General features: G+C 54.4%; 16 protein-coding genes. 6 read left to right on the top strand and 10 right to left on the bottom strand.

Features of this window, described 5'->3' with window-relative positions; all coding sequences use genetic code 11:
* Positions 1-596 precede the first annotated feature (596 nt).
* From PZBJ_RS21315 to copC, 3 genes are read right to left on the bottom strand one after another with little or no spacing between them, the layout of a single operon-like run.
* A complete protein-coding gene (locus PZBJ_RS21315; RefSeq protein ID WP_061718597.1) occupies positions 597-944 on the bottom strand; it encodes a YebY family protein in 348 nt (115 codons plus the stop codon).
* Between the two features lie 33 nt (positions 945-977).
* Positions 978-1,859 (bottom strand): copper homeostasis membrane protein CopD, encoded by an 882-nt coding sequence (gene copD / locus PZBJ_RS21310; protein WP_101764171.1) that lies wholly within the window; start codon positions 1,857-1,859, stop codon positions 978-980.
* A gap of 3 nt (positions 1,860-1,862) precedes the next feature.
* Complete coding sequence (gene copC, locus PZBJ_RS21305) at positions 1,863-2,240, bottom strand: copper homeostasis periplasmic binding protein CopC (RefSeq protein ID WP_101764170.1); 378 nt, start codon at positions 2,238-2,240, stop codon at positions 1,863-1,865.
* Between the two features lie 153 nt (positions 2,241-2,393).
* Here copC and PZBJ_RS21300 point away from each other — a divergent pair, with 153 nt between their 5' ends.
* Both PZBJ_RS21300 and exoX read left to right on the top strand, forming a co-directional pair.
* Positions 2,394-2,624 carry a DNA polymerase III subunit theta gene (locus PZBJ_RS21300; protein ID WP_008110458.1) on the top strand — a complete coding sequence of 77 codons (231 nt, stop codon included), beginning with the start codon at positions 2,394-2,396 and terminating at the stop codon, positions 2,622-2,624.
* A 3-nt stretch (positions 2,625-2,627) separates the two neighbouring features.
* Complete coding sequence (exoX, locus tag PZBJ_RS21295) at positions 2,628-3,296, top strand: exodeoxyribonuclease X (RefSeq protein ID WP_101764169.1); 669 nt, start codon at positions 2,628-2,630, stop codon at positions 3,294-3,296.
* Here exoX and PZBJ_RS21290 read toward each other — a convergent pair.
* The gene (locus PZBJ_RS21290; protein WP_101764168.1) at positions 3,290-5,353 is read right to left on the bottom strand and encodes a prolyl oligopeptidase family serine peptidase; all 2,064 of its coding nucleotides are present in this window, start codon (positions 5,351-5,353) and stop codon (positions 3,290-3,292) included. The genes exoX and PZBJ_RS21290 overlap by 7 nt on opposite strands.
* 139 nt (positions 5,354-5,492) lie before the next feature.
* Positions 5,493-6,134, bottom strand: a complete 642-nt coding sequence (locus PZBJ_RS21285; RefSeq protein WP_101764167.1) for a tellurite resistance TerB family protein — start codon at positions 6,132-6,134, stop codon at positions 5,493-5,495.
* Between the two features lie 161 nt (positions 6,135-6,295).
* Here PZBJ_RS21285 and purT point away from each other — a divergent pair, with 161 nt between their 5' ends.
* Entirely contained in the window at positions 6,296-7,474 is a 1,179-nt protein-coding gene (gene purT / locus PZBJ_RS21280) for a formate-dependent phosphoribosylglycinamide formyltransferase (RefSeq protein ID WP_101764166.1), read from the top strand.
* Between the two features lie 43 nt (positions 7,475-7,517).
* On the opposite strand, the gene PZBJ_RS21275 is transcribed toward purT, so the two are convergent.
* Together PZBJ_RS21275 and zwf are read right to left on the bottom strand one after the other, a co-directional pair.
* Positions 7,518-8,159 (bottom strand): bifunctional 4-hydroxy-2-oxoglutarate aldolase/2-dehydro-3-deoxy-phosphogluconate aldolase, encoded by a 642-nt coding sequence (locus PZBJ_RS21275; protein WP_101764165.1) that lies wholly within the window; start codon positions 8,157-8,159, stop codon positions 7,518-7,520.
* A 187-nt stretch (positions 8,160-8,346) separates the two neighbouring features.
* Positions 8,347-9,822, bottom strand: coding sequence for a glucose-6-phosphate dehydrogenase (zwf, locus tag PZBJ_RS21270; RefSeq protein ID WP_064738913.1), 1,476 nt, complete (start codon positions 9,820-9,822; stop codon positions 8,347-8,349).
* Between the two features lie 372 nt (positions 9,823-10,194).
* Between zwf and PZBJ_RS21265 the strand changes: the two genes are divergently transcribed.
* The 3 genes from PZBJ_RS21265 (at position 10,195) to PZBJ_RS21255 (ending at position 13,921) form a co-directional block, all read left to right on the top strand.
* Positions 10,195-11,049: a MurR/RpiR family transcriptional regulator gene (locus PZBJ_RS21265; protein ID WP_101764164.1), complete on the top strand. Its 855-nt coding sequence runs from the start codon at positions 10,195-10,197 to the stop codon at positions 11,047-11,049.
* Between the two features lie 107 nt (positions 11,050-11,156).
* Complete coding sequence (gene pyk / locus PZBJ_RS21260) at positions 11,157-12,599, top strand: pyruvate kinase (protein ID WP_101764163.1); 1,443 nt, start codon at positions 11,157-11,159, stop codon at positions 12,597-12,599.
* A gap of 86 nt (positions 12,600-12,685) precedes the next feature.
* Entirely contained in the window at positions 12,686-13,921 is a 1,236-nt protein-coding gene (locus PZBJ_RS21255; RefSeq protein WP_101764162.1) for an MFS transporter, read from the top strand.
* Between the two features lie 24 nt (positions 13,922-13,945).
* Here PZBJ_RS21255 and lpxM read toward each other — a convergent pair whose 3' ends face one another.
* The 3 genes from lpxM to znuA all read right to left on the bottom strand — a co-directional run bounded on the left by lpxM (position 13,946) and on the right by znuA (position 17,363).
* A complete protein-coding gene (lpxM, locus tag PZBJ_RS21250; RefSeq protein ID WP_101764161.1) occupies positions 13,946-14,923 on the bottom strand; it encodes a lauroyl-Kdo(2)-lipid IV(A) myristoyltransferase in 978 nt (325 codons plus the stop codon).
* Between the two features lie 126 nt (positions 14,924-15,049).
* Complete coding sequence (gene mepM / locus PZBJ_RS21245) at positions 15,050-16,378, bottom strand: murein DD-endopeptidase MepM (protein ID WP_101764160.1); 1,329 nt, start codon at positions 16,376-16,378, stop codon at positions 15,050-15,052.
* 13 nt (positions 16,379-16,391) lie between these two features.
* Positions 16,392-17,363: a zinc ABC transporter substrate-binding protein ZnuA gene (gene znuA, locus PZBJ_RS21240; protein ID WP_101764159.1), complete on the bottom strand. Its 972-nt coding sequence runs from the start codon at positions 17,361-17,363 to the stop codon at positions 16,392-16,394.
* Positions 17,364-17,404: the final 41 nt, after the last annotated feature.

Raw genomic sequence — 17,404 nt, 5'->3', positions numbered from 1 at the left:
GGGAACTAACCTTCTAACTGTCTGCTATTCAGACCGACGACGCATTAACGCATTTATCTTACCAGGTAGCAAGGTAAAAAAATTTTTATTTCATATAAAAAAGAAAAACAGAAAATAGAAAAACCCACCGAAGTGGGTTTAATCATCAATCAGGCTGCTTGTCGCCTGACTCCGGTGCCAGACTCTCATCGTCTTTTTCATGCTCATCCGGCTTCACCTTAGTATCTTCTTCAAGCTCATCCGCTTCGATCGGTCTATCAGACATAAATCCTCCTGAGTTGCTTAGAGAATTAAGTGTAGATGCCAGCATAAAGGTAAGCCTAACGCGTGCAGACAATTCATTATTATGCAGATAAAAAAAGACCCAATACGATTCCTGTATCGGGTCCAGGGAAATGGCTCTTTGGGAGCCGTGCGCTAAAAGTTGGCATTTTTGCAGGCGAGGACGCCTTGCCATTTAAAGGTAGACCAGGATTGCTGGTTTTCCAGCCAATCATGCGGTTTGGTTGCGAAAGGTGACAACTCTGTGATCGTGGTGACAGAACGAGGAAGCAAGCGTAGTGGCAGAATTGTGCGCTACGCCTGAGAATATGGGATTACTTACCGCAGAGTTGCTGCGCGCGGTCGATGATCGGTTGCAGACTCATTTTCTGGCCTGGATGGGCTTTATCAACGGCGACAATGGTGTCGATCGATTGCAGCGTGCCCTGCCCGGCCGTTTTGCGCGCAAAGGCTTTATCGTTGAGCGGATACTGCAACAAAGTGCCCGGGTTAATCGCAAACAGCGCGCCGTCTTTCTCGCAGGTCAACATCACCTCTTCGCGGGTAAAAGGCCATTTGTCTTTTCCAATCTCAAAACGGCTGACGGTAATAATCTGTGCCGCCATCGCCTGGCTGCACAGCGCCATCAATACGCAAGCTGGAATCAGTTTCTTCAGCAAAATATCGACCTCATTTCATCTTCTTGAATGTTACATTCAGGCCGGTGACAGCGTGGCAAACACGCTCACCAACCCAATTACAATAATGGCCAGCAGCAGCTCAAGCTGCGTCAGGCGAATAAACAGATGCGCTGCGCTACTGGCCGCCAGGCGAAAGCGCGGCACCAGCAGATAGCGATTGGTCAGCGCAATAGCGATCATCAGCATGACCAGCAGCACTTTCACCACCAGCAGTTCGCTCCACAGCGTGGCTTGCCAATGCAACGGCGATCCGGCAATCAGCACGCTATTAATGGTGCCCGTCAGCAGCGCGAGCGCCACCGCCAGGTGACCGTAACGTGAGAAGCGCATCATGCAGCGAATCGCATCGGTGCGATAAGCGATCTGCCGCGCTTCACGCATCAATAATAACAGCGGCATTAACCCGCCCGCCCAGAATGCAGCCGCAATCAAATGCAGCGCGTGATTGCCTTGTTGCAGCAATCCGGGCCAGCCATCGCGCATCGCGGCGTGGCCAACACCGGCTAACGCCACCAACTGCAACAGGCCGCTGCACAGCAGCAGATTTTGCCGCAGTGTGCCACGCAGCAGTAGCGCTAACGTGCTCAGCAGTGCGAAAGCGATTTCCAAACGCCAAACCCGGCCGAAGCGCGTGCTGAGCACCGCCTGCCAGGTTGCGCTGTCACTGACATTACGCCAGTCGCCGCTCATCAAGCCGGTTTGCGTTGCCAGCATCAACAGGGCGCTGAATAAACTCAGCAGCGCGCTGGTACGGAGAAGTAAAGCTAAACGCTGTGATAGCAGCGGACGATAGCGGCGCGGCGCCAGTAGAGCGGTATAAAAGGCGCTACCGGCGAGCAGCAGCACCGACATAAAATGCAGCGCTCGCAGTCCAATCCACAGCGTGCTCAAACTCATCAATCACTTCACGCTGAAGGTGTAGCTGCCTTTAGTTTTATGTCCATCAACGGACAGCACATGCCAGTTCACCTGGTAGTTGCCCGACGGCAGCGGCTGGCTGATCGGTACAATCAGCTGATCGTGTTGTTTATCGTTGAGTTTGGCTTTTCCAACCGCCACCGGTTGATGTTGTGCATTGAGCACATCCACGCCACTGAATGCCGCTTCAACATCCTCGGTAAAGGTCAACGTTAAATTCTGCGGGGAGGTTTCCACCACCGCTTTGTCGGCTGGGACCGGGGTTTTCAGGTGAGCGTGTGCCATAGCAACCTGGCTGAAGGCCAGCGTTGATGACGCCAGAAGTAGCGCGACGACAGCGTTGAACGCAGTTTTCTTCATGACTTCTTCCCTATTAAATGCGGCAAACCACCGCAAACGTGGCAGCAGGATACGCCGCCGATCCGCAGGTGTCGAGACTTGCGGTGCGATCCAATCCGCTTGATCCCAGGGTCCGAAACCATTACTTTTGCCCCTGTTTATCAGGAGAAAAGCATGAGCCAAAACCTTGCCCTGCTCTCGCAGGAAGAGAAAGACAAAGTCAATGTCGATCTGGCCGCCGCGGGCGTTGCATTCAAAGAGCGCTACAATATGCCGGTGATTGCCGAAATGGTGGAACGCGAGCAGCCCGAAGCGCTGCGTGACTGGTTTCGTCAGCGCTTAATGAACTATCGCCAGGCTTCGCTTAGCCTGTCGCGCCTGCCCTACGAACCGAAGCAGAAGTAATTTATGTTACGTGTAATTGATACCGAAACCTGCGGCCTGCAGGGTGGCGTGGTGGAAGTGGCGTCGGTGGATGTCATTGATGGTCAGATCGTCAATCCGATGAGCGACTTAATCTGCCCGGATCGCCCCATCAGTCGTCAGGCGATGGCGGTACATCGCATTACGGAAGCGATGGTGATGGGAAAACCCACTATCGAAGAAGCGATTGGCCGCTATCACGGCAGTCCGCATTACGTGGCGCACAACGCCAGTTTTGATCGCCGCATGTTGCCCACTATGCCGGGCGAATGGATTTGCACCATGACGCTGGCGCGTCAGCTGTGGCCAGGCATCAAATATGGCAATCAGGCGCTGCGCCACAGCCTGAAGCTGGATGTCACGCCACCGGCCGAACTGCATGCGCACCGCGCATTGTATGACTGCTACGTCACCGCTGCGCTGCTGATCCGCATTATGGAGACCTCCGGCTGGAACGCCGAGCAGATGGCGAATTTGTGCCAGCCCGCGCCCGTGAGCGGCGATGTGTTCCCGTTCGGCAAATATCGCGGTCAGAGTATTGGCAGTATCGCGCGTAAAGATCCCGGCTATCTGCGCTGGGTGCTGGAAAATGTGCGTGATTTGCGCCCACCGTTACGGCAGGCGCTGCGCAAGTATGTGAAGAGCGATCAGTAATCGACGCGGTCTGGCAAGCTGCCCTGCGCCAGGCCAATCAGGAAAGTGAACTCCTGCGCCACCCCTTCATACGCTTTGAAGCGGCCCGATTTACCGCCGTGGCCAGAATCCATCTCGGTGCAAAGTAACAGCAGCGAATCATTGGTTTTCAGCTCACGCAGTTTCGCCACCCACTTAGCCGGTTCCCAATACTGCACCTGTGAATCGTGCAGACCGGTGGTGACCAGCAAATGCGGATAGGCTTTGGCCTCGATGTTGTCATACGGACTGTATTGGCGAATGGTGTGATAGAACTCCGCCTGTTCGGGATTGCCCCACTCATCGTACTCGCCGGTGGTCAGCGGAATTGTCGGATCGAGCATCGTCGTCACCACATCGACAAATGGCACCTGCGCCACCACGCCGTGGAACAGCTCCGGCGCCATGTTCACCACGCCGCCCATCAGTAATCCGCCAGCGCTGCCGCCCATCGCGTAGAGCTGCTGGCGATGACCATAACCCTTCGCCACCAGCGCTTCGGTGACATCAATAAAGTCGGTGAAGCTGTTGATTTTATTCTTCAGGCGGCCACCGTCGTACCATTGCTGGCCGAGCTCGCCGCCGCCGCGCACGTGAATTATCGCGTAGACGAAGCCGCGCTCCAGCAAGCTGATGCGGCTGGTGCCAAAGCTGGCATCCATGCTGCTGCCGTAAGCGCCATAACCGTACACCAGCAACGGATTGTTGCCGCGCTGGAAATGCTTGCGGTGATAGACCAGCGAAACCGGAACCTCTGTGCCATCACGCACCGTGATCCACAGGTGCTCACTTTTGTAATCCTCCGATTTGAAGCCCGGCACCGGCGTGCGCTTTAGCACGCGACGATCGCCGGTTTCCATGTTCAGTTCAAACAAGGTGGTCGGCGTGGTCATGGAAGAGTAGCCGTAGCGCAAGGTGTCGCTTTCCGGCGAAGGATTGTAGGCAAGCCAGGTGACATAGGCGGGATCGTCGAAGGCGATACCAAAGCTTTCGCCGCTCTCCCAGTTTATCTGCCGCAAGGTGTTTACGCCGTGCTGGCGTTCTTCGACTACCAGCCAATGACGAAACAGCTGGAAATCTTCCAGCACCACGTTGTCACGCGCCGGGATCAGCGATTGCCAGCGTGCTTCCGCCAGCCACGCGCTGCGATAGAGCCCGAAATTTTTGCCATCGCGATTTGAGCGGATATAGAACTGATGATTGTAGTGATCGATGCTGTATTCGTGGTCACGGCGACGTGGACAAAAGGTTTGCGGCTGCGCATCCGGATATTCGGCGTCGATCAGCAGAATCTCGCTGGTGTTGGTGCTGTACAACGCAATCAAAATGAAGTGCTCGGAGGTGGTTTTATGCACGCTGAGGTGAAAAGAGTCATCCTTCTCTTCATACACCAGCTGATCGTCAGATTGCGGATGGCCCAGCTCATGGCGCCACACCTGATACGCCAGCAGCGTTTTCGGATGCTTACGCACGTAATAGAGCGTGCGGGAATCGTTGGCCCAGGCAACGCTGGATGACGCATTGGTCAGCACTTCCGGATACCAGCTACCGCTCTGCAAATTACGGAAGCGAATGCCGTATTGGCGGCGCGACAGGAAGTCTTCCGCTAAGGCCATCACCTGATTGTCCGGTGTAATCGCCAGCGCGCCCATGGTGTAAAAATCACTGTGCGCAGCCCGCTGGTTTCCATCCAGCAACAGCTGCCAGGGCTCATCAGCTGGCGCGTCAACGGGCTGCCGGAAATAAGCCGGATACTCGTTGCCCACTTCATAGCGGCTTTGATAGCGATAACCGTTTTTCACATAGGGCACCGAGTGATCCTGCGGTGGAATGCGGTCAACGATCTCTTTCAGTACCCGTTCCTGCAGCGGATTCTGCGACGCCATCATCGCATGGCCGTAATCATTTTCGGCGTGCAGATGGGCCAGCACCTCTGGATTCTCGCGGTCGTCATCACGTAACCAGTGATAATTATCGATGCGCGTTTCACCGTGCAGCTTCATGACATGGGGAATTTTTTTCGCGTGTGGCTGATTCATTAGGCTCTTCTCCCTGAAGGACAACATTCAGCAAGCGTGGCACTAATCACGCACGATGCCAAGCTACACGCAGCATCACTTTATGCAGGGTAAGCCAAAGATGAAAAGCGAAGGCTGCGGATGCAACCTTCGCACGGAATTAAGCAGCTTTTTCCGCGTCGATATCGCGCTGGATACCGTCGCGCACATCCTGGGGAATTTTCAGCGCATCGCCGAGCGCGGAGAGATAGCTACGCTCCATAAAGTGGTCGACATCAATGGCTGCACAGCTGAGGAAATAGAGTTCCAGCGCCTCTTCTTCATTTTTTACGTCAGCGGCCAGCCAGTTGGGATCGAGCGGGCGATTCATCGCCTGCTCGATCAGCGCTTCGGCTTGTGCGCCGTAGCCGGCCTGCTGGATATTTTGCTCAATTGCGGCACGCTCTTGGTCGTCAATGTGACCATCACTTTTCGCCGCGAACACCAGCGCCGTGACCAGACGCTCTGCGCGTTGATCCATCGGCGTTTGCAGCTGGCCGAAGCCCGCATCGTCCTGATGGGTTTCACGTATGCGCTGTTTGTATTTGTTCCATAACAGCGCGCCCGCCGCCGCGCCACCGCCCAACAGCAAGGCTTTGCCGCCATATTTGGTCAGCAGCTTACGCGTGGATTTGCTGCCTACCAGCAATCCCGCCAGCCCGCCCAATGCGCCGGGGGCCAGCATGTCACTTAAACCGCCCGATTTTCCGTCTCCACCCTTTTTCGCTAGCACCGATTGAATTTGCTGCAGCCAATTGCTCATCGTTTAACTCCTGTTTACTTTTCCGTTCTCCATGCTGCCGCAGGCTGTGTCAGTTAACGTCAGAGCGGGAAAAGTATGGCAAACCTGATCGCGGCGAAAGCGTGAGTACGCAAACGTTTTCGTTTATACTGCGCGCGCATTTTGACTGCTAAGGTGAAATTATGACGACTCTCGGAACCGCGCTGCGCCCTGCCGCTACGCGTGTTATGCTGTTAGGTTCAGGCGAATTAGGCAAAGAAGTGGCACTTGAGTGCCAGCGTCTTGGGGTGGAAGTGATCGCGGTGGATCGTTACGCCGATGCTCCGGCGATGCACGTTGCGCATCGCAGCTATGTGATCAACATGCTGGACGGCGACGCGCTGGCCGCGCTGATTGCCGAGGAAAAGCCGCACTTCGTGGTACCAGAAATTGAAGCCATCGCCACCGAAAAACTGCTGGAGCTGGAAGCGCAAGGTCAGAAAGTGGTGCCGACCGCACGCGCTGCACGTCTGACCATGAACCGCGAAGGCATTCGCCGTCTGGCGGCGGAAGAGTTGTCCTTACCAACCTCGACTTACCAGTTTGCTGACAGCAAAGAGAATTTTGTGGCCGCGGCTGAGGCGATTGGATTCCCGTGCATCGTTAAGCCGGTGATGAGCTCATCCGGTAAAGGCCAGAGCTTTATTCACGAAGCCAGCCAGTTGGACAAAGCCTGGGATTATGCGCAGCAAGGCGGACGTGCCGGTGCGGGCCGCGTGATCGTTGAAGGCGTGGTGAAGTTTGATTTTGAAATCACCCTGCTGACCATCAGCGCAGTAGATGGCATTCACTTCTGCGCGCCGATTGGTCATCGTCAGGAAGATGGCGATTATCGTGAATCATGGCAGCCGCAGCAGATGAGTGAACTGGCGCTGCAACGCGCGCAGGATATCGCCGCTAACGTGGTAAAAGCGCTCGGTGGATACGGCCTGTTTGGCGTGGAGCTGTTCGTGTGCGGTGATGAAGTGGTGTTCAGCGAAGTGTCACCGCGTCCGCATGATACCGGCATGGTCACGCTGATTTCGCAGGATCTGTCTGAGTTCGCGCTGCATGTGCGCGCTTTCCTCGGCCTGCCGATTGGCGGCATTCGTCAATACGGTCCCGCTGCGTCGGCAGTGATTTTGCCTGAGCTGCACAGCCAGAACGTCGTGTTCGGAAATATCGAAGCCGCGCTGGGTGCCGGATTGCAGCTGCGCCTGTTTGGTAAGCCGGAAATCGCCGGTCAGCGCCGATTAGGCGTGGCTTTGGCAACCGGTGAAAACACCGATGACGCTATCGCGCGCGCCGTGGCGAGTGCGGCAGCGGTAAAAGTGGTAGGTTAAGTAAGACTAAGTGGTCGCCATCAATGGCGACCGATTCATGAACTTATGCGCGAGCGCCTTCAACCGCTTCACGCGCCAGACGCGTAATACGATCCCAGTCACCGCTTTCCAACGCATCATTCGGTACCAGCCACGAACCGCCAATGCACAGCACGCTTTTCAGCGCCAGATAATCCTGATAGTTGGCTGGCGAGATGCCGCCGGTTGGACAGAAACGCACCTGCGGGAACGGACCGCCAATCGCGGATAATGCTTTCACGCCACCATTGGCTTCCGCCGGGAAGAATTTGAACTCACGCAGGCCGTAATCCATGCCGGTCATCAGTTCTGAAACCGTGCTGATACCTGGAATCAATGGCACCGGACCTTCAACCGCGGCTTTCAGCAGCGATTCCGTCAATCCTGGGCTGATGACAAACTGCGCACCGGCGTCAGTGACTTCTTTCAGTTGCTGGGTGTTGATCACCGTGCCCGCACCGACAATCGCTTCCGGTACTTCTTTAATCATTGCACGCAGCGCGTCCATCGCCACCGGGGTACGCAGCGTCACTTCCAGCACTCGCACACCGCCAGCCACCAGCGCTTTCGCCATCGGCACCGCGTGTTCCAGCTTGTTCACCACAATGACCGGCACGACCGGGCCAGTTTTCAGGATCTGTTCAGCACTTGTTTTCCAGTTCTTCATCACGTTTCCTTAGTTGCATCAGCCCGGCGTTTAGCCACGCTGTCAATAATTGGGCTCTACCATACAAGATCGTCTGGAGCGGCGTCCATCGGATATCAGAATTTTTTGAAACTCTGGTTCACTTTTCAGAAAAATGAATTCTGGACGTAAAAAAGCCCGCACATTTGGCGGGCTCAACACGAGGTTTCTATTCGAACTCGTTCCAGGAACGGCCATCGCGAGTTATCATCGCGACAGAGGCAACCGGTCCCCATGTTCCCGCCTGATACGGCTTCGGCGCTTCGGCATCGGCGCTCCAGGCATCAATGATCGAATCCACCCAGCCCCACGCTGCTTCAACTTCATCACGACGCACAAACAGCGCCTGAATACCGCGCATGGTTTCCAGCAGCAGACGCTCGTAAGCATCGGCCAGATGCGACTGGTTGAAGGTTTCGGAATAGCTCAGATCCAGCTTGGTGGTCTGCAGTTTATGCTTGTGGTCGAGTCCGGGCACTTTGTTCAGGATTTCGATATCCACGCCTTCGTCCGGCTGCAGACGAATGGTCAGCTTGTTCTGCGGCAGTTCAGCGTACGAATCCTTAAACAGGTTCATCTCAGGATTCTTGAAGTACACCACCACTTCAGAGCATTTGGTTGGCAAGCGCTTGCCGGTACGCAGATAGAACGGCACGCCAGCCCAACGCCAGTTATCGATATCCACGCGAATAGCAACAAAGCTTTCCGTGGCGCTCTGCTTGTTAGCGCCCTCTTCTTCCAGATAACCAGGCACTTTCTTGCCCTGCACAAAGCCGGCGGTGTACTGACCGCGTACGGTTTTCTCGCGCACGTTGGTTTGATCAATACGACGCAGTGAGCGCAGCACTTTCACTTTTTCATCACGAATCGCATCCGCGCTCAGATCGGACGGCGGCGACATGGCAATCATGGTGAGGATCTGCAACAGGTGGTTCTGAATCATGTCACGCATCTGGCCGGCTTTGTCGAAGTAACCCCAACGGCCTTCGATGCCCACCTCTTCTGCCACGGTGATCTGCACGTGATCGATAGTGCGATTATCCCAGTTGTTGACGAAGATGGAGTTGGCAAAACGCAGCGCCAGCAGGTTGAGCACCGTCTCTTTACCGAGATAGTGGTCAATACGGAAAACCTGGCCTTCTTCGAAGTATTTGCCGACGCTGTCATTGATCTCTTGTGAGGTTTCCAATGAGGTGCCGAGCGGCTTTTCCATTACTACGCGTGCCGGTTTGGCGTTCAGCTTGGCGGCGCCCAGACCGTCGCAAATCGCGCCAAAGGTGCTTGGCGGCATGGCGAAGTAGTTAATGGTGACGCGGTTTTTCTGGTCAAGCATTTTGCCCAGTTTGGTGAAATGCGAGGTGTCATTTACGTCGAGGTTACAGAAGTCGAGACGGCTGCTGAGGGTATCCCACAGCGCTTCATCGATCTTCTCTTTCATGAAGGTTTCCAGCGCTTCACGTACCACTTTGGTATACGCGGCTTTATCCCAATCCGCGCGACCCACGCCAATAATGCGAGTGGTTTCATGAATCTGACCGGCTTTTTCCAGCTGATACAGTGATGGCAACAGTTTACGGCGCGCGAGATCGCCTTTGGCACCGAAAATTACCAGATCGCATGCCTGGGCTGTTTGTGTAACCGCCATTTTCCTCTCCTCGTTGCAGGATATACCCGGCTTGAGCGTTCTCATCACGCCAGGTCCTTATTGTAATTTTCTTACAGCACAATGTACGTTTTTAGCGGGTTTAGGACAACCCGAACGCAGTGTTTTGCTGGCGTTAACTGTGAACGTAATAAAGGTGTTAAGTGTGTTGTAGCGTGCCATTTGAGCACATTTTCTGTTTCGATATTTGTCGTGGCAAAACACGTCAGCGATCAAAGTATCGCAAAAAATTCGCGTTTACATTTGTCCTCCGCTGCGTGCGAGGGGCTATTACACGGTATATTCTTGTGAATTGGCAGCGATTTCATTGATTGATGAACGCGGAAAAGTGATTGACGCTCATTAGGTTAAACCATGCTGGAACAGATTCAGGCGCAACTCGATGCGTTAAGCAAATCAGAACGTAAAGTCGCAGAGCAGATTCTTGCCGCGCCGCAACAGGCGATGCACTCCAGCATCGCCACGCTGGCACGCGCCGCTGACGTCAGCGAACCGACGGTGAATCGCTTCTGCCATCGTATGGGCACGCGCGGCTTCCCTGACTTCAAATTGCAGCTCGCGCAGAGCCTGGTCAAAAGCCCGAACTGGGTGAGTCGCGATGTGGAAGAAAATGACAGTGTGGAAAGCTATAGCCACAAAATTTTTGATTCCGCGTTAGCGGGCCTCAGCCGCGTCCGCCAGCAACTCGATTCTCAGGTGATTCGTCAGGCGGTTCAGGCGCTGTCAAAGGCGCATAAAATTGCCTTTTTCGGCCTTGGTGCCTCCGCCGTGGTGGCACATGACGCCACCAATAAATTTTTGCGATTTAATCTGCCGGTCATCTGGTCAGAGGATATTGTGATCCAGCGCATGAGTTGCATAAATAGTGGTCCAAACGATGTGTTTGTTCTCATCTCACATACTGGTCGCACCAAAAATATGGTAGAACTGGCTCGCCTGGCGCGTGTAAACGCTTCCACTGTGCTGGCTATCACTTCTCCGGGTTCCCCGCTGGCGGCGGAAGCCACGCTGGCTTTGACGCTCGACGTACCCGAAGATACCGATATCTACCTGCCAATGGTTTCCCGCCTCGCACAATTAACCGTGATTGATGTTCTGGCGACAGGGTTTACCCTTGAGCGCGGCGCTGCTTTCCGTGAAAATTTGAAACGGGTGAAAGAAGCGCTGAAAGATTCACGCCTGGAGAAACAGGCGCAGGAAAATAATTAACATCACATTCACAATGTGAGTCGAATCACAGCCCATCGATCATATAGAATAGATGAACACTACGTGTCACTTGAGAGCGACACGATACTTTGCTAACGGAGTCCTTCATGTCCAGACGTCTCAGAAGAACCAAGATCGTTACAACCCTCGGTCCAGCCACCGATCGCGACAACAACCTCGAAAAAATCATCGCGGCGGGTGCTAACGTTGTACGACTCAACTTCTCCCACGGCACACCGGAAGATCATCAGCAGCGCGCCAATAAAGTCCGTGAAATCGCGGCGAAACTGGGTCGTCACGTAGCGATCCTGGGCGACCTGCAAGGCCCAAAAATTCGCGTATCGACCTTCAAAGAAGGCAAAGTGTTCCTCAACGTCGGCGATCGTTTCCTGCTGGATGCTGATTTAACCAAAGGCGAAGGCGATAAAGAAAAAGTCGGTATCGACTATAAAGGCCTGCCAGAAGATGTGGTGCCCGGCGATATCCTGCTGCTGGACGACGGTCGCGTGCAGCTGAAAGTGCTGGAAGTTCAGGGCGTAAAAGTATTCACCGAAGTCACCGTCGGCGGCCCGCTCTCCAACAATAAAGGCATCAACAAACTCGGCGGCGGTCTCTCTGCCGATGCGCTGACCGAGAAAGACAAAGTTGATATCGTTACCGCCGCGAAAATCGGCGTGGATTATCTGGCGGTCTCCTTCCCGCGTAACGGCGAAGATATGAATTATGCCCGCCGTCTGGCGCGCGACGCTGGCTGCGACGCCAAACTGGTGGCGAAAGTGGAACGTGCTGAAGCCGTTGCCTCACAGGAAGCGATGGATGACATCATCCTTGCCTCTGATGTAGTGATGGTTGCGCGTGGCGATTTGGGTGTGGAGATTGGCGATCCTGAGCTGGTGGGTATTCAGAAAGCGTTGATCCGTCGTGCGCGCCAGCTGAACCGCACCATCATCACCGCCACGCAGATGATGGAGTCGATGATTACCAATCCAATGCCAACGCGTGCCGAAGTCATGGACGTGGCGAACGCCGTGCTGGATGGTACCGATGCGGTGATGCTGTCGGCGGAAACCGCTGCTGGCCAGTATCCGGCTGAAACCGTCTCAGCGATGGCGAAAGTGTGCCTCGGCGCAGAGAAAATCCCGAGCGTTAACGTTTCTAAGCACCGCCTGGAAGTACAGTTCGATAACGTCGAAGAAGCGATTGCCATGTCGGCGATGTATGCTGCCAACCATCTGCAAGGGGTTTCAGCGATCATCACCATGACCGAATCGGGCCGTACCGCGCTGATGACCTCACGTATCACGTCCGGTTTGCCGATCTTCGCCATGTCACGTCACGAACGTACGCTGAACCTGACGGCGCTGTACCGTGGTGTTACGCCAGTGTTCTTCGACAGCAACAACGATGGTGTTGCTGCCGCGCACGATGCAGTGAATTTGCTGCGCGAAAAAGGTTTCCTGGTTTCAGGCGACCTGGTGATTGTCACCCAAGGCGACGTGATGTCGACCACCGGCACCACCAATACCAGCCGTGTACTGCGCGTAGACTAATACGCACCACCCACAGCGGCTGTAACAACATGGACAAACGCGACTGCCTGGCAGTCGCGTTTTTATTTTTTTGACAAGGAGGCCAGATGGCCCGCTATCAACCTATTACTCAACTCACCGGGCGCGTGCTGCTGTTCCCGCTCGCGCTGGTACTGTTTGAGTTCGCCACCTATATCGCGCATGACATGATTCAGCCCGGCATGCTGCTGGTGACGTCTGAATTTAGCGTCGGCCCGGAATGGGTTTCGACCTCGCTGACCGCGTATCTGATGGGCGGCGTAGTGCTGCAATGGCTGCTCGGTCCGCTCTCTGACAAATATGGCCGCCGGCCGGTGCTGCTGTTTGGCATCCTGTTCTTTGCCGCCGCCTGTATTCTGACAACGTGGGTGAGCAGCATTGAGGAGTTTGTCGCGCTGCGCTTTGTGCAAGGTATTAGCCTGTGCTTTATTGGCGCCGTCAGCTACGCAGCGGTGCAGGAAGCCTTTGACGAAGCGCTGGCAGTACGCATGATGGCGCTGATGGCCAACGTCGCGCTGTTGGCACCGCTCGCTGGTCCGCTGGCCGGAGCCGCGTGGCTCACCGTTGGCGAGTGGCGCAGCATGTTCTGGCTGTTTGCCATCTGCAGCGTGATTGCGTTTGCCCTGCTGTGGCGCGTCATGCCGGAAACCGCTGGCGATCGCAGTCACTCTATCGCCCTGCCAACGCTGGCGCGCGGCTATGCGCGTTTGGCGCGCGATCGTCAGGTGATGTACGGATCTTTTGCCATTGGTTTGGTGTTTATTCCGATCCTGACGTGGGTAGCGCTGTCGCCAGTGATTCTGATGCACGATGAAGGATTGTCACGCATGCAGTATGCGCTGCTGCAGTTGCCGGTGTTTCTGGCGATGATTGCCGGCAACATCACGCTCGGCAAACTGGCTGGACGCGTGCCGATTGAGCAGCCGGTGAAATTTGCCGCCTGGCCGATTCTGATTGGTTTGAGTATTTCGCTGCTGGCTAATTTGCTCGATAGTCACACCTATCTGCTGCTGACCGCCGGGTTAAGCTTGTACGCTTTCGGCGCAGGCATGGTGAATGCCGGTCTTTACCGTTTGACGCTTTACTCCAGCAACGAAGGTAAAGGCAGCGTGGCGGCGATGCTCGGGATGATCAGTATTCTGACCTTAGCGGTAGGCATTGAGCTGGCGAAAAGTGGCTACTTCAGCGGCGGCACACCGTGGTTTAGCGGGATTAACTTCGCCGCTGGCGTGCTGTGGTTTGGTCTTGTGACCCTGTTCCTGCGCGAACGTAAACGTCGCAGTCACGTGGCGGCAATAGAATGATAAAGGGGCCAGACGGCCCCATGTTTATTTCCTACGAGGATAAAGATCTTTGCGCGCATAAGGTTCGATATCCCCTTCCTTACGCGTTTTCAGCAGCTTCAGAATCCAGGTGTACTGTTCTGGATGCGGTCGCACGAACACTTCAACTTCTTCATTCATGCGACGAGCAAGCGTATTGTCATCGGCATCCAGCAGGTCATCCATTGGCGGACGCACATAGATTTCCAGACGATGGGTTTCACTGTTGTACACCGGGAACAGCGGCACAACGCGTGCGCGGCATACTTTCATCAGGCGGCCCACTGCAGGCAATGTGGCTTTGTAAGTAGCAAAGAAATCCACAAATTCGCTGTGTTCCGGACCGTGATCCTGGTCCGGCAGATAATAGCCGTAATAACCCTGACGCACCGACGCGATAAACGGCTTAATGCCGTCATTTCGCGCATGCATACGGCCACCAAAACGGCGTCGCACGGTATTCCACAGATAATCCATTAACGGATCGCTTTGATTGTGGAACATCGCCGCCATCATCTGGCCTTCAGACGCCAGCAGCATCGCTGGAATATCCACGCCCCAGCCATGCGGCACCAGGAAAATGACGTTTTCTTTATTGGCCTGCAGTTGCTCAATGATTTCCCGGCCGTGCCAGTCAACACGCTTGCGCACATGCTCAGGATTACGCATGCCTAATTCGGCCATCATCGCCATCGCCTGCGGTGCGGTGGCAAACATACGATCAGCAATCTCTTCGCGCTGCGCTTCACTCAATTCCGGCAGGCAATAATAGAGATTGATCAGCGCACGGCGGCGCGCACTTTTCGCCAGCTTACCGGCGAACTTGCCCAACCCGCCCAGAATCGGATCGCGCACTTTAGCGGGAAGCAATGCCATGCCGGCCAGCGCGCCAACCGCCAACCAACTTCCCCAGTATTTCGGCTTTAAAAAAGAACGTTGAAAAACGGGAATAAACTCGCTGTTATTTTTCTTTCGGGTTTCCATGCACTCGCCTCTGACAATGACCGGTCAATAATAGTGACGGTGGTTAATTTTGCAATCTTCATGCGCCAGATAGCAAAAAACCGACGAAGAATCCGTCGGTTTTAAAGTGTTACGCGCAATTATGCGCTATTTCAGCGTCAACTGCGGCAACCAGGTTTTGACTTGCGCCATGTAAGTGCTGCGATCTTTACCCGTCAGACCCTCCATGCGCGGCAGTTTTGCCGTCAATGGATTCACCGCCTGATTGTTGATCCATACTTCATAATGCAGATGCGGACCGGTTGAACGTCCGGTGTTACCCGACAACGCAATACGATCGCCGCGTTTCACTTTTTGCCCCGGTTTCACCAACGCTTTACTCAGGTGCATATAACGCGTCATGTACTGACGACCATGACGAATTGCCACGTAATTCCCGGCAGCACCACCGTTTTTCGCCATCACCACTTCACCATCGCCCACGGCTAACACAGGCGTACCAATAGGCAGCGCGAAATCGACACCTTTATGCGGTGCAATGCGGCCGGTTACCGGATTAAGGCGACGCGGATTGAAGTTGGAAGAGACACGATACTGCTTAACCGTAGGGAAACGCATAAAGCCACGCGCTAAACCAGACGCGTTGCGATCGTAGAACTTGCCGTCTTCCGCACGGAACGCGTAATAGTCTTTACCGCCGGTGCGCAAACGCACGCCAAGCAATTGGCTTTGGGCACTTTTGCCATCGAGCATTTCACGTGACATTAGCACACTGAAGTCATCACCGGCGCGTAGTTTGCGGAAATCCATCTGCCACTGCATCGCTTTGATGACGTTACTGGTTTCTGCGCTGGTCAAGCCTGCACGCTGGGCACTGGCAGCAAAACTGCCGCGCACTTCACCTTTCAGTACGTTGTTTTGCCACTCACCCTTTTGCAGCTCCTGCTGCATCTTAAAGCTGCCGTTGTCGGCGCGCTGATAAGTACGGGTTTCACGACGATCGATTTCCCAGCTGAAGGTTTGCAGTTGTCCATCAGCATCCAGCGTCCAGCTCAGTTGCTGACCAACGCGCATGTTACGCAGATCTTTATCGCTACTGACTAATGCGTTGATATCGCCCATCTCAATACCGTACTGATTTAACGCGCTGCTCAGCGTATCACCTGAAGAGACGGTGTACTCATGTACGTTGGGATTGTCCGGAACGTCATTATCAATGTCGTCAGCAGGAATATCGTCGGACGGTTCTTCCGTTGTCTGGTCAATCGGCTCGCTGGCTTCGGGCAACAGCGTGCGCAGTTCATCTTTATCCAACGCAATGGTTTTCACGATGGGGGCAACATCACGCGGATGGTAAACGTAAGGCCGCCATACTGCGACGGCCAACGTGACAACGGTTAATGAACCCAGCATAACGCGGTGGGGGCGCGGCAAATTGTTAAATGCGAGGGCGACAGAGCGGGCTATCTGCTGCACTTTTACCTATTCCTCATGCTCCATTCAGGCAGCTCGCATACTGGCTTGACAGCTGTGAAAGAAATTTCACGTAGCTGTCTTTGGATAAGCTGATGTCCATACCCAACGGATCTAACGTGCCTTTACGTACGGAAGTTCCACGGGACACGGCATCGATGACGGCCGGTCTGAATTGTGGTTCAGCGAAAACGCAAACGGCTTTCTGCTCAACCAACTGTGTTCGTATTTGATGTAAACGCTGGGCGCCCGGCTGGATTTCAGGATTGACGGTAAAATGACCTAAAGGTGACAAACCGTAATGTTTTTCAAAGTAGCTGTAAGCATCGTGAAAAACGAAATAACCCTTGTTCCGCACAGGCGCGAGTTGCGCGCCGATGTGTTTGTCTGCATCGGCTAATTCTGCCTTAAATTCCTGCAGATTAGCGTCAAGTTTGGCTTTGCTTTGCGGCATAAGTTCCAATAATTTTCCATGGATTGCAACCGCAGATTGTAAGGCCATGTCAGGGGACATCCACAGGTGCATATTAAACTGTCCGTGGTGGTGATGCGCATGAGACCCGTCCTGGTCTTCGGAATTTTCTGAGTCATGATCGTGATCGTGACCATGCTCATGTTCCTCATCTTCATCATCGCCGCTAATCAATAGCGGTTTTATGCCCGGCAATGCGGCAATTTCGAGGTTTTTATTGGCGGGTAATTCGGCCGCTGACTTAGTAAGAAAGGCTTCCATCTCTGGGCCTGTCCATACTACTAAGTCTGCGTTTTTAATACGTTTTACATCAGAGGGACGCAAGGCATAATCATGCTCTGAGGCGCCATCAGGCAGCAATACTTCAACCGGCGTAATACCCTCTGCGATAGCCGCTGCGATAAATCCGATAGGTTTGATTGAAGCGACAACTGCGGAGTGCGCGGGTAATGCGCTTGCCGCGCCAATTGCCGCAGCAGTAAGGGTGAAAATCAGGCGCTTTTTATTGTGTAACATAATACGTCATTCCATCGTGAACCGTTGATGGAATGTGATAT

This window comes from Pantoea endophytica, from assembly GCF_002858935.1.
Classification (GTDB): Bacteria; Pseudomonadota; Gammaproteobacteria; order Enterobacterales; family Enterobacteriaceae; genus Pantoea; species Pantoea leporis.
Note: the sequence above shows the minus strand (reverse complement) of the source record. Positions and strands in the feature narration are given on the sequence as shown.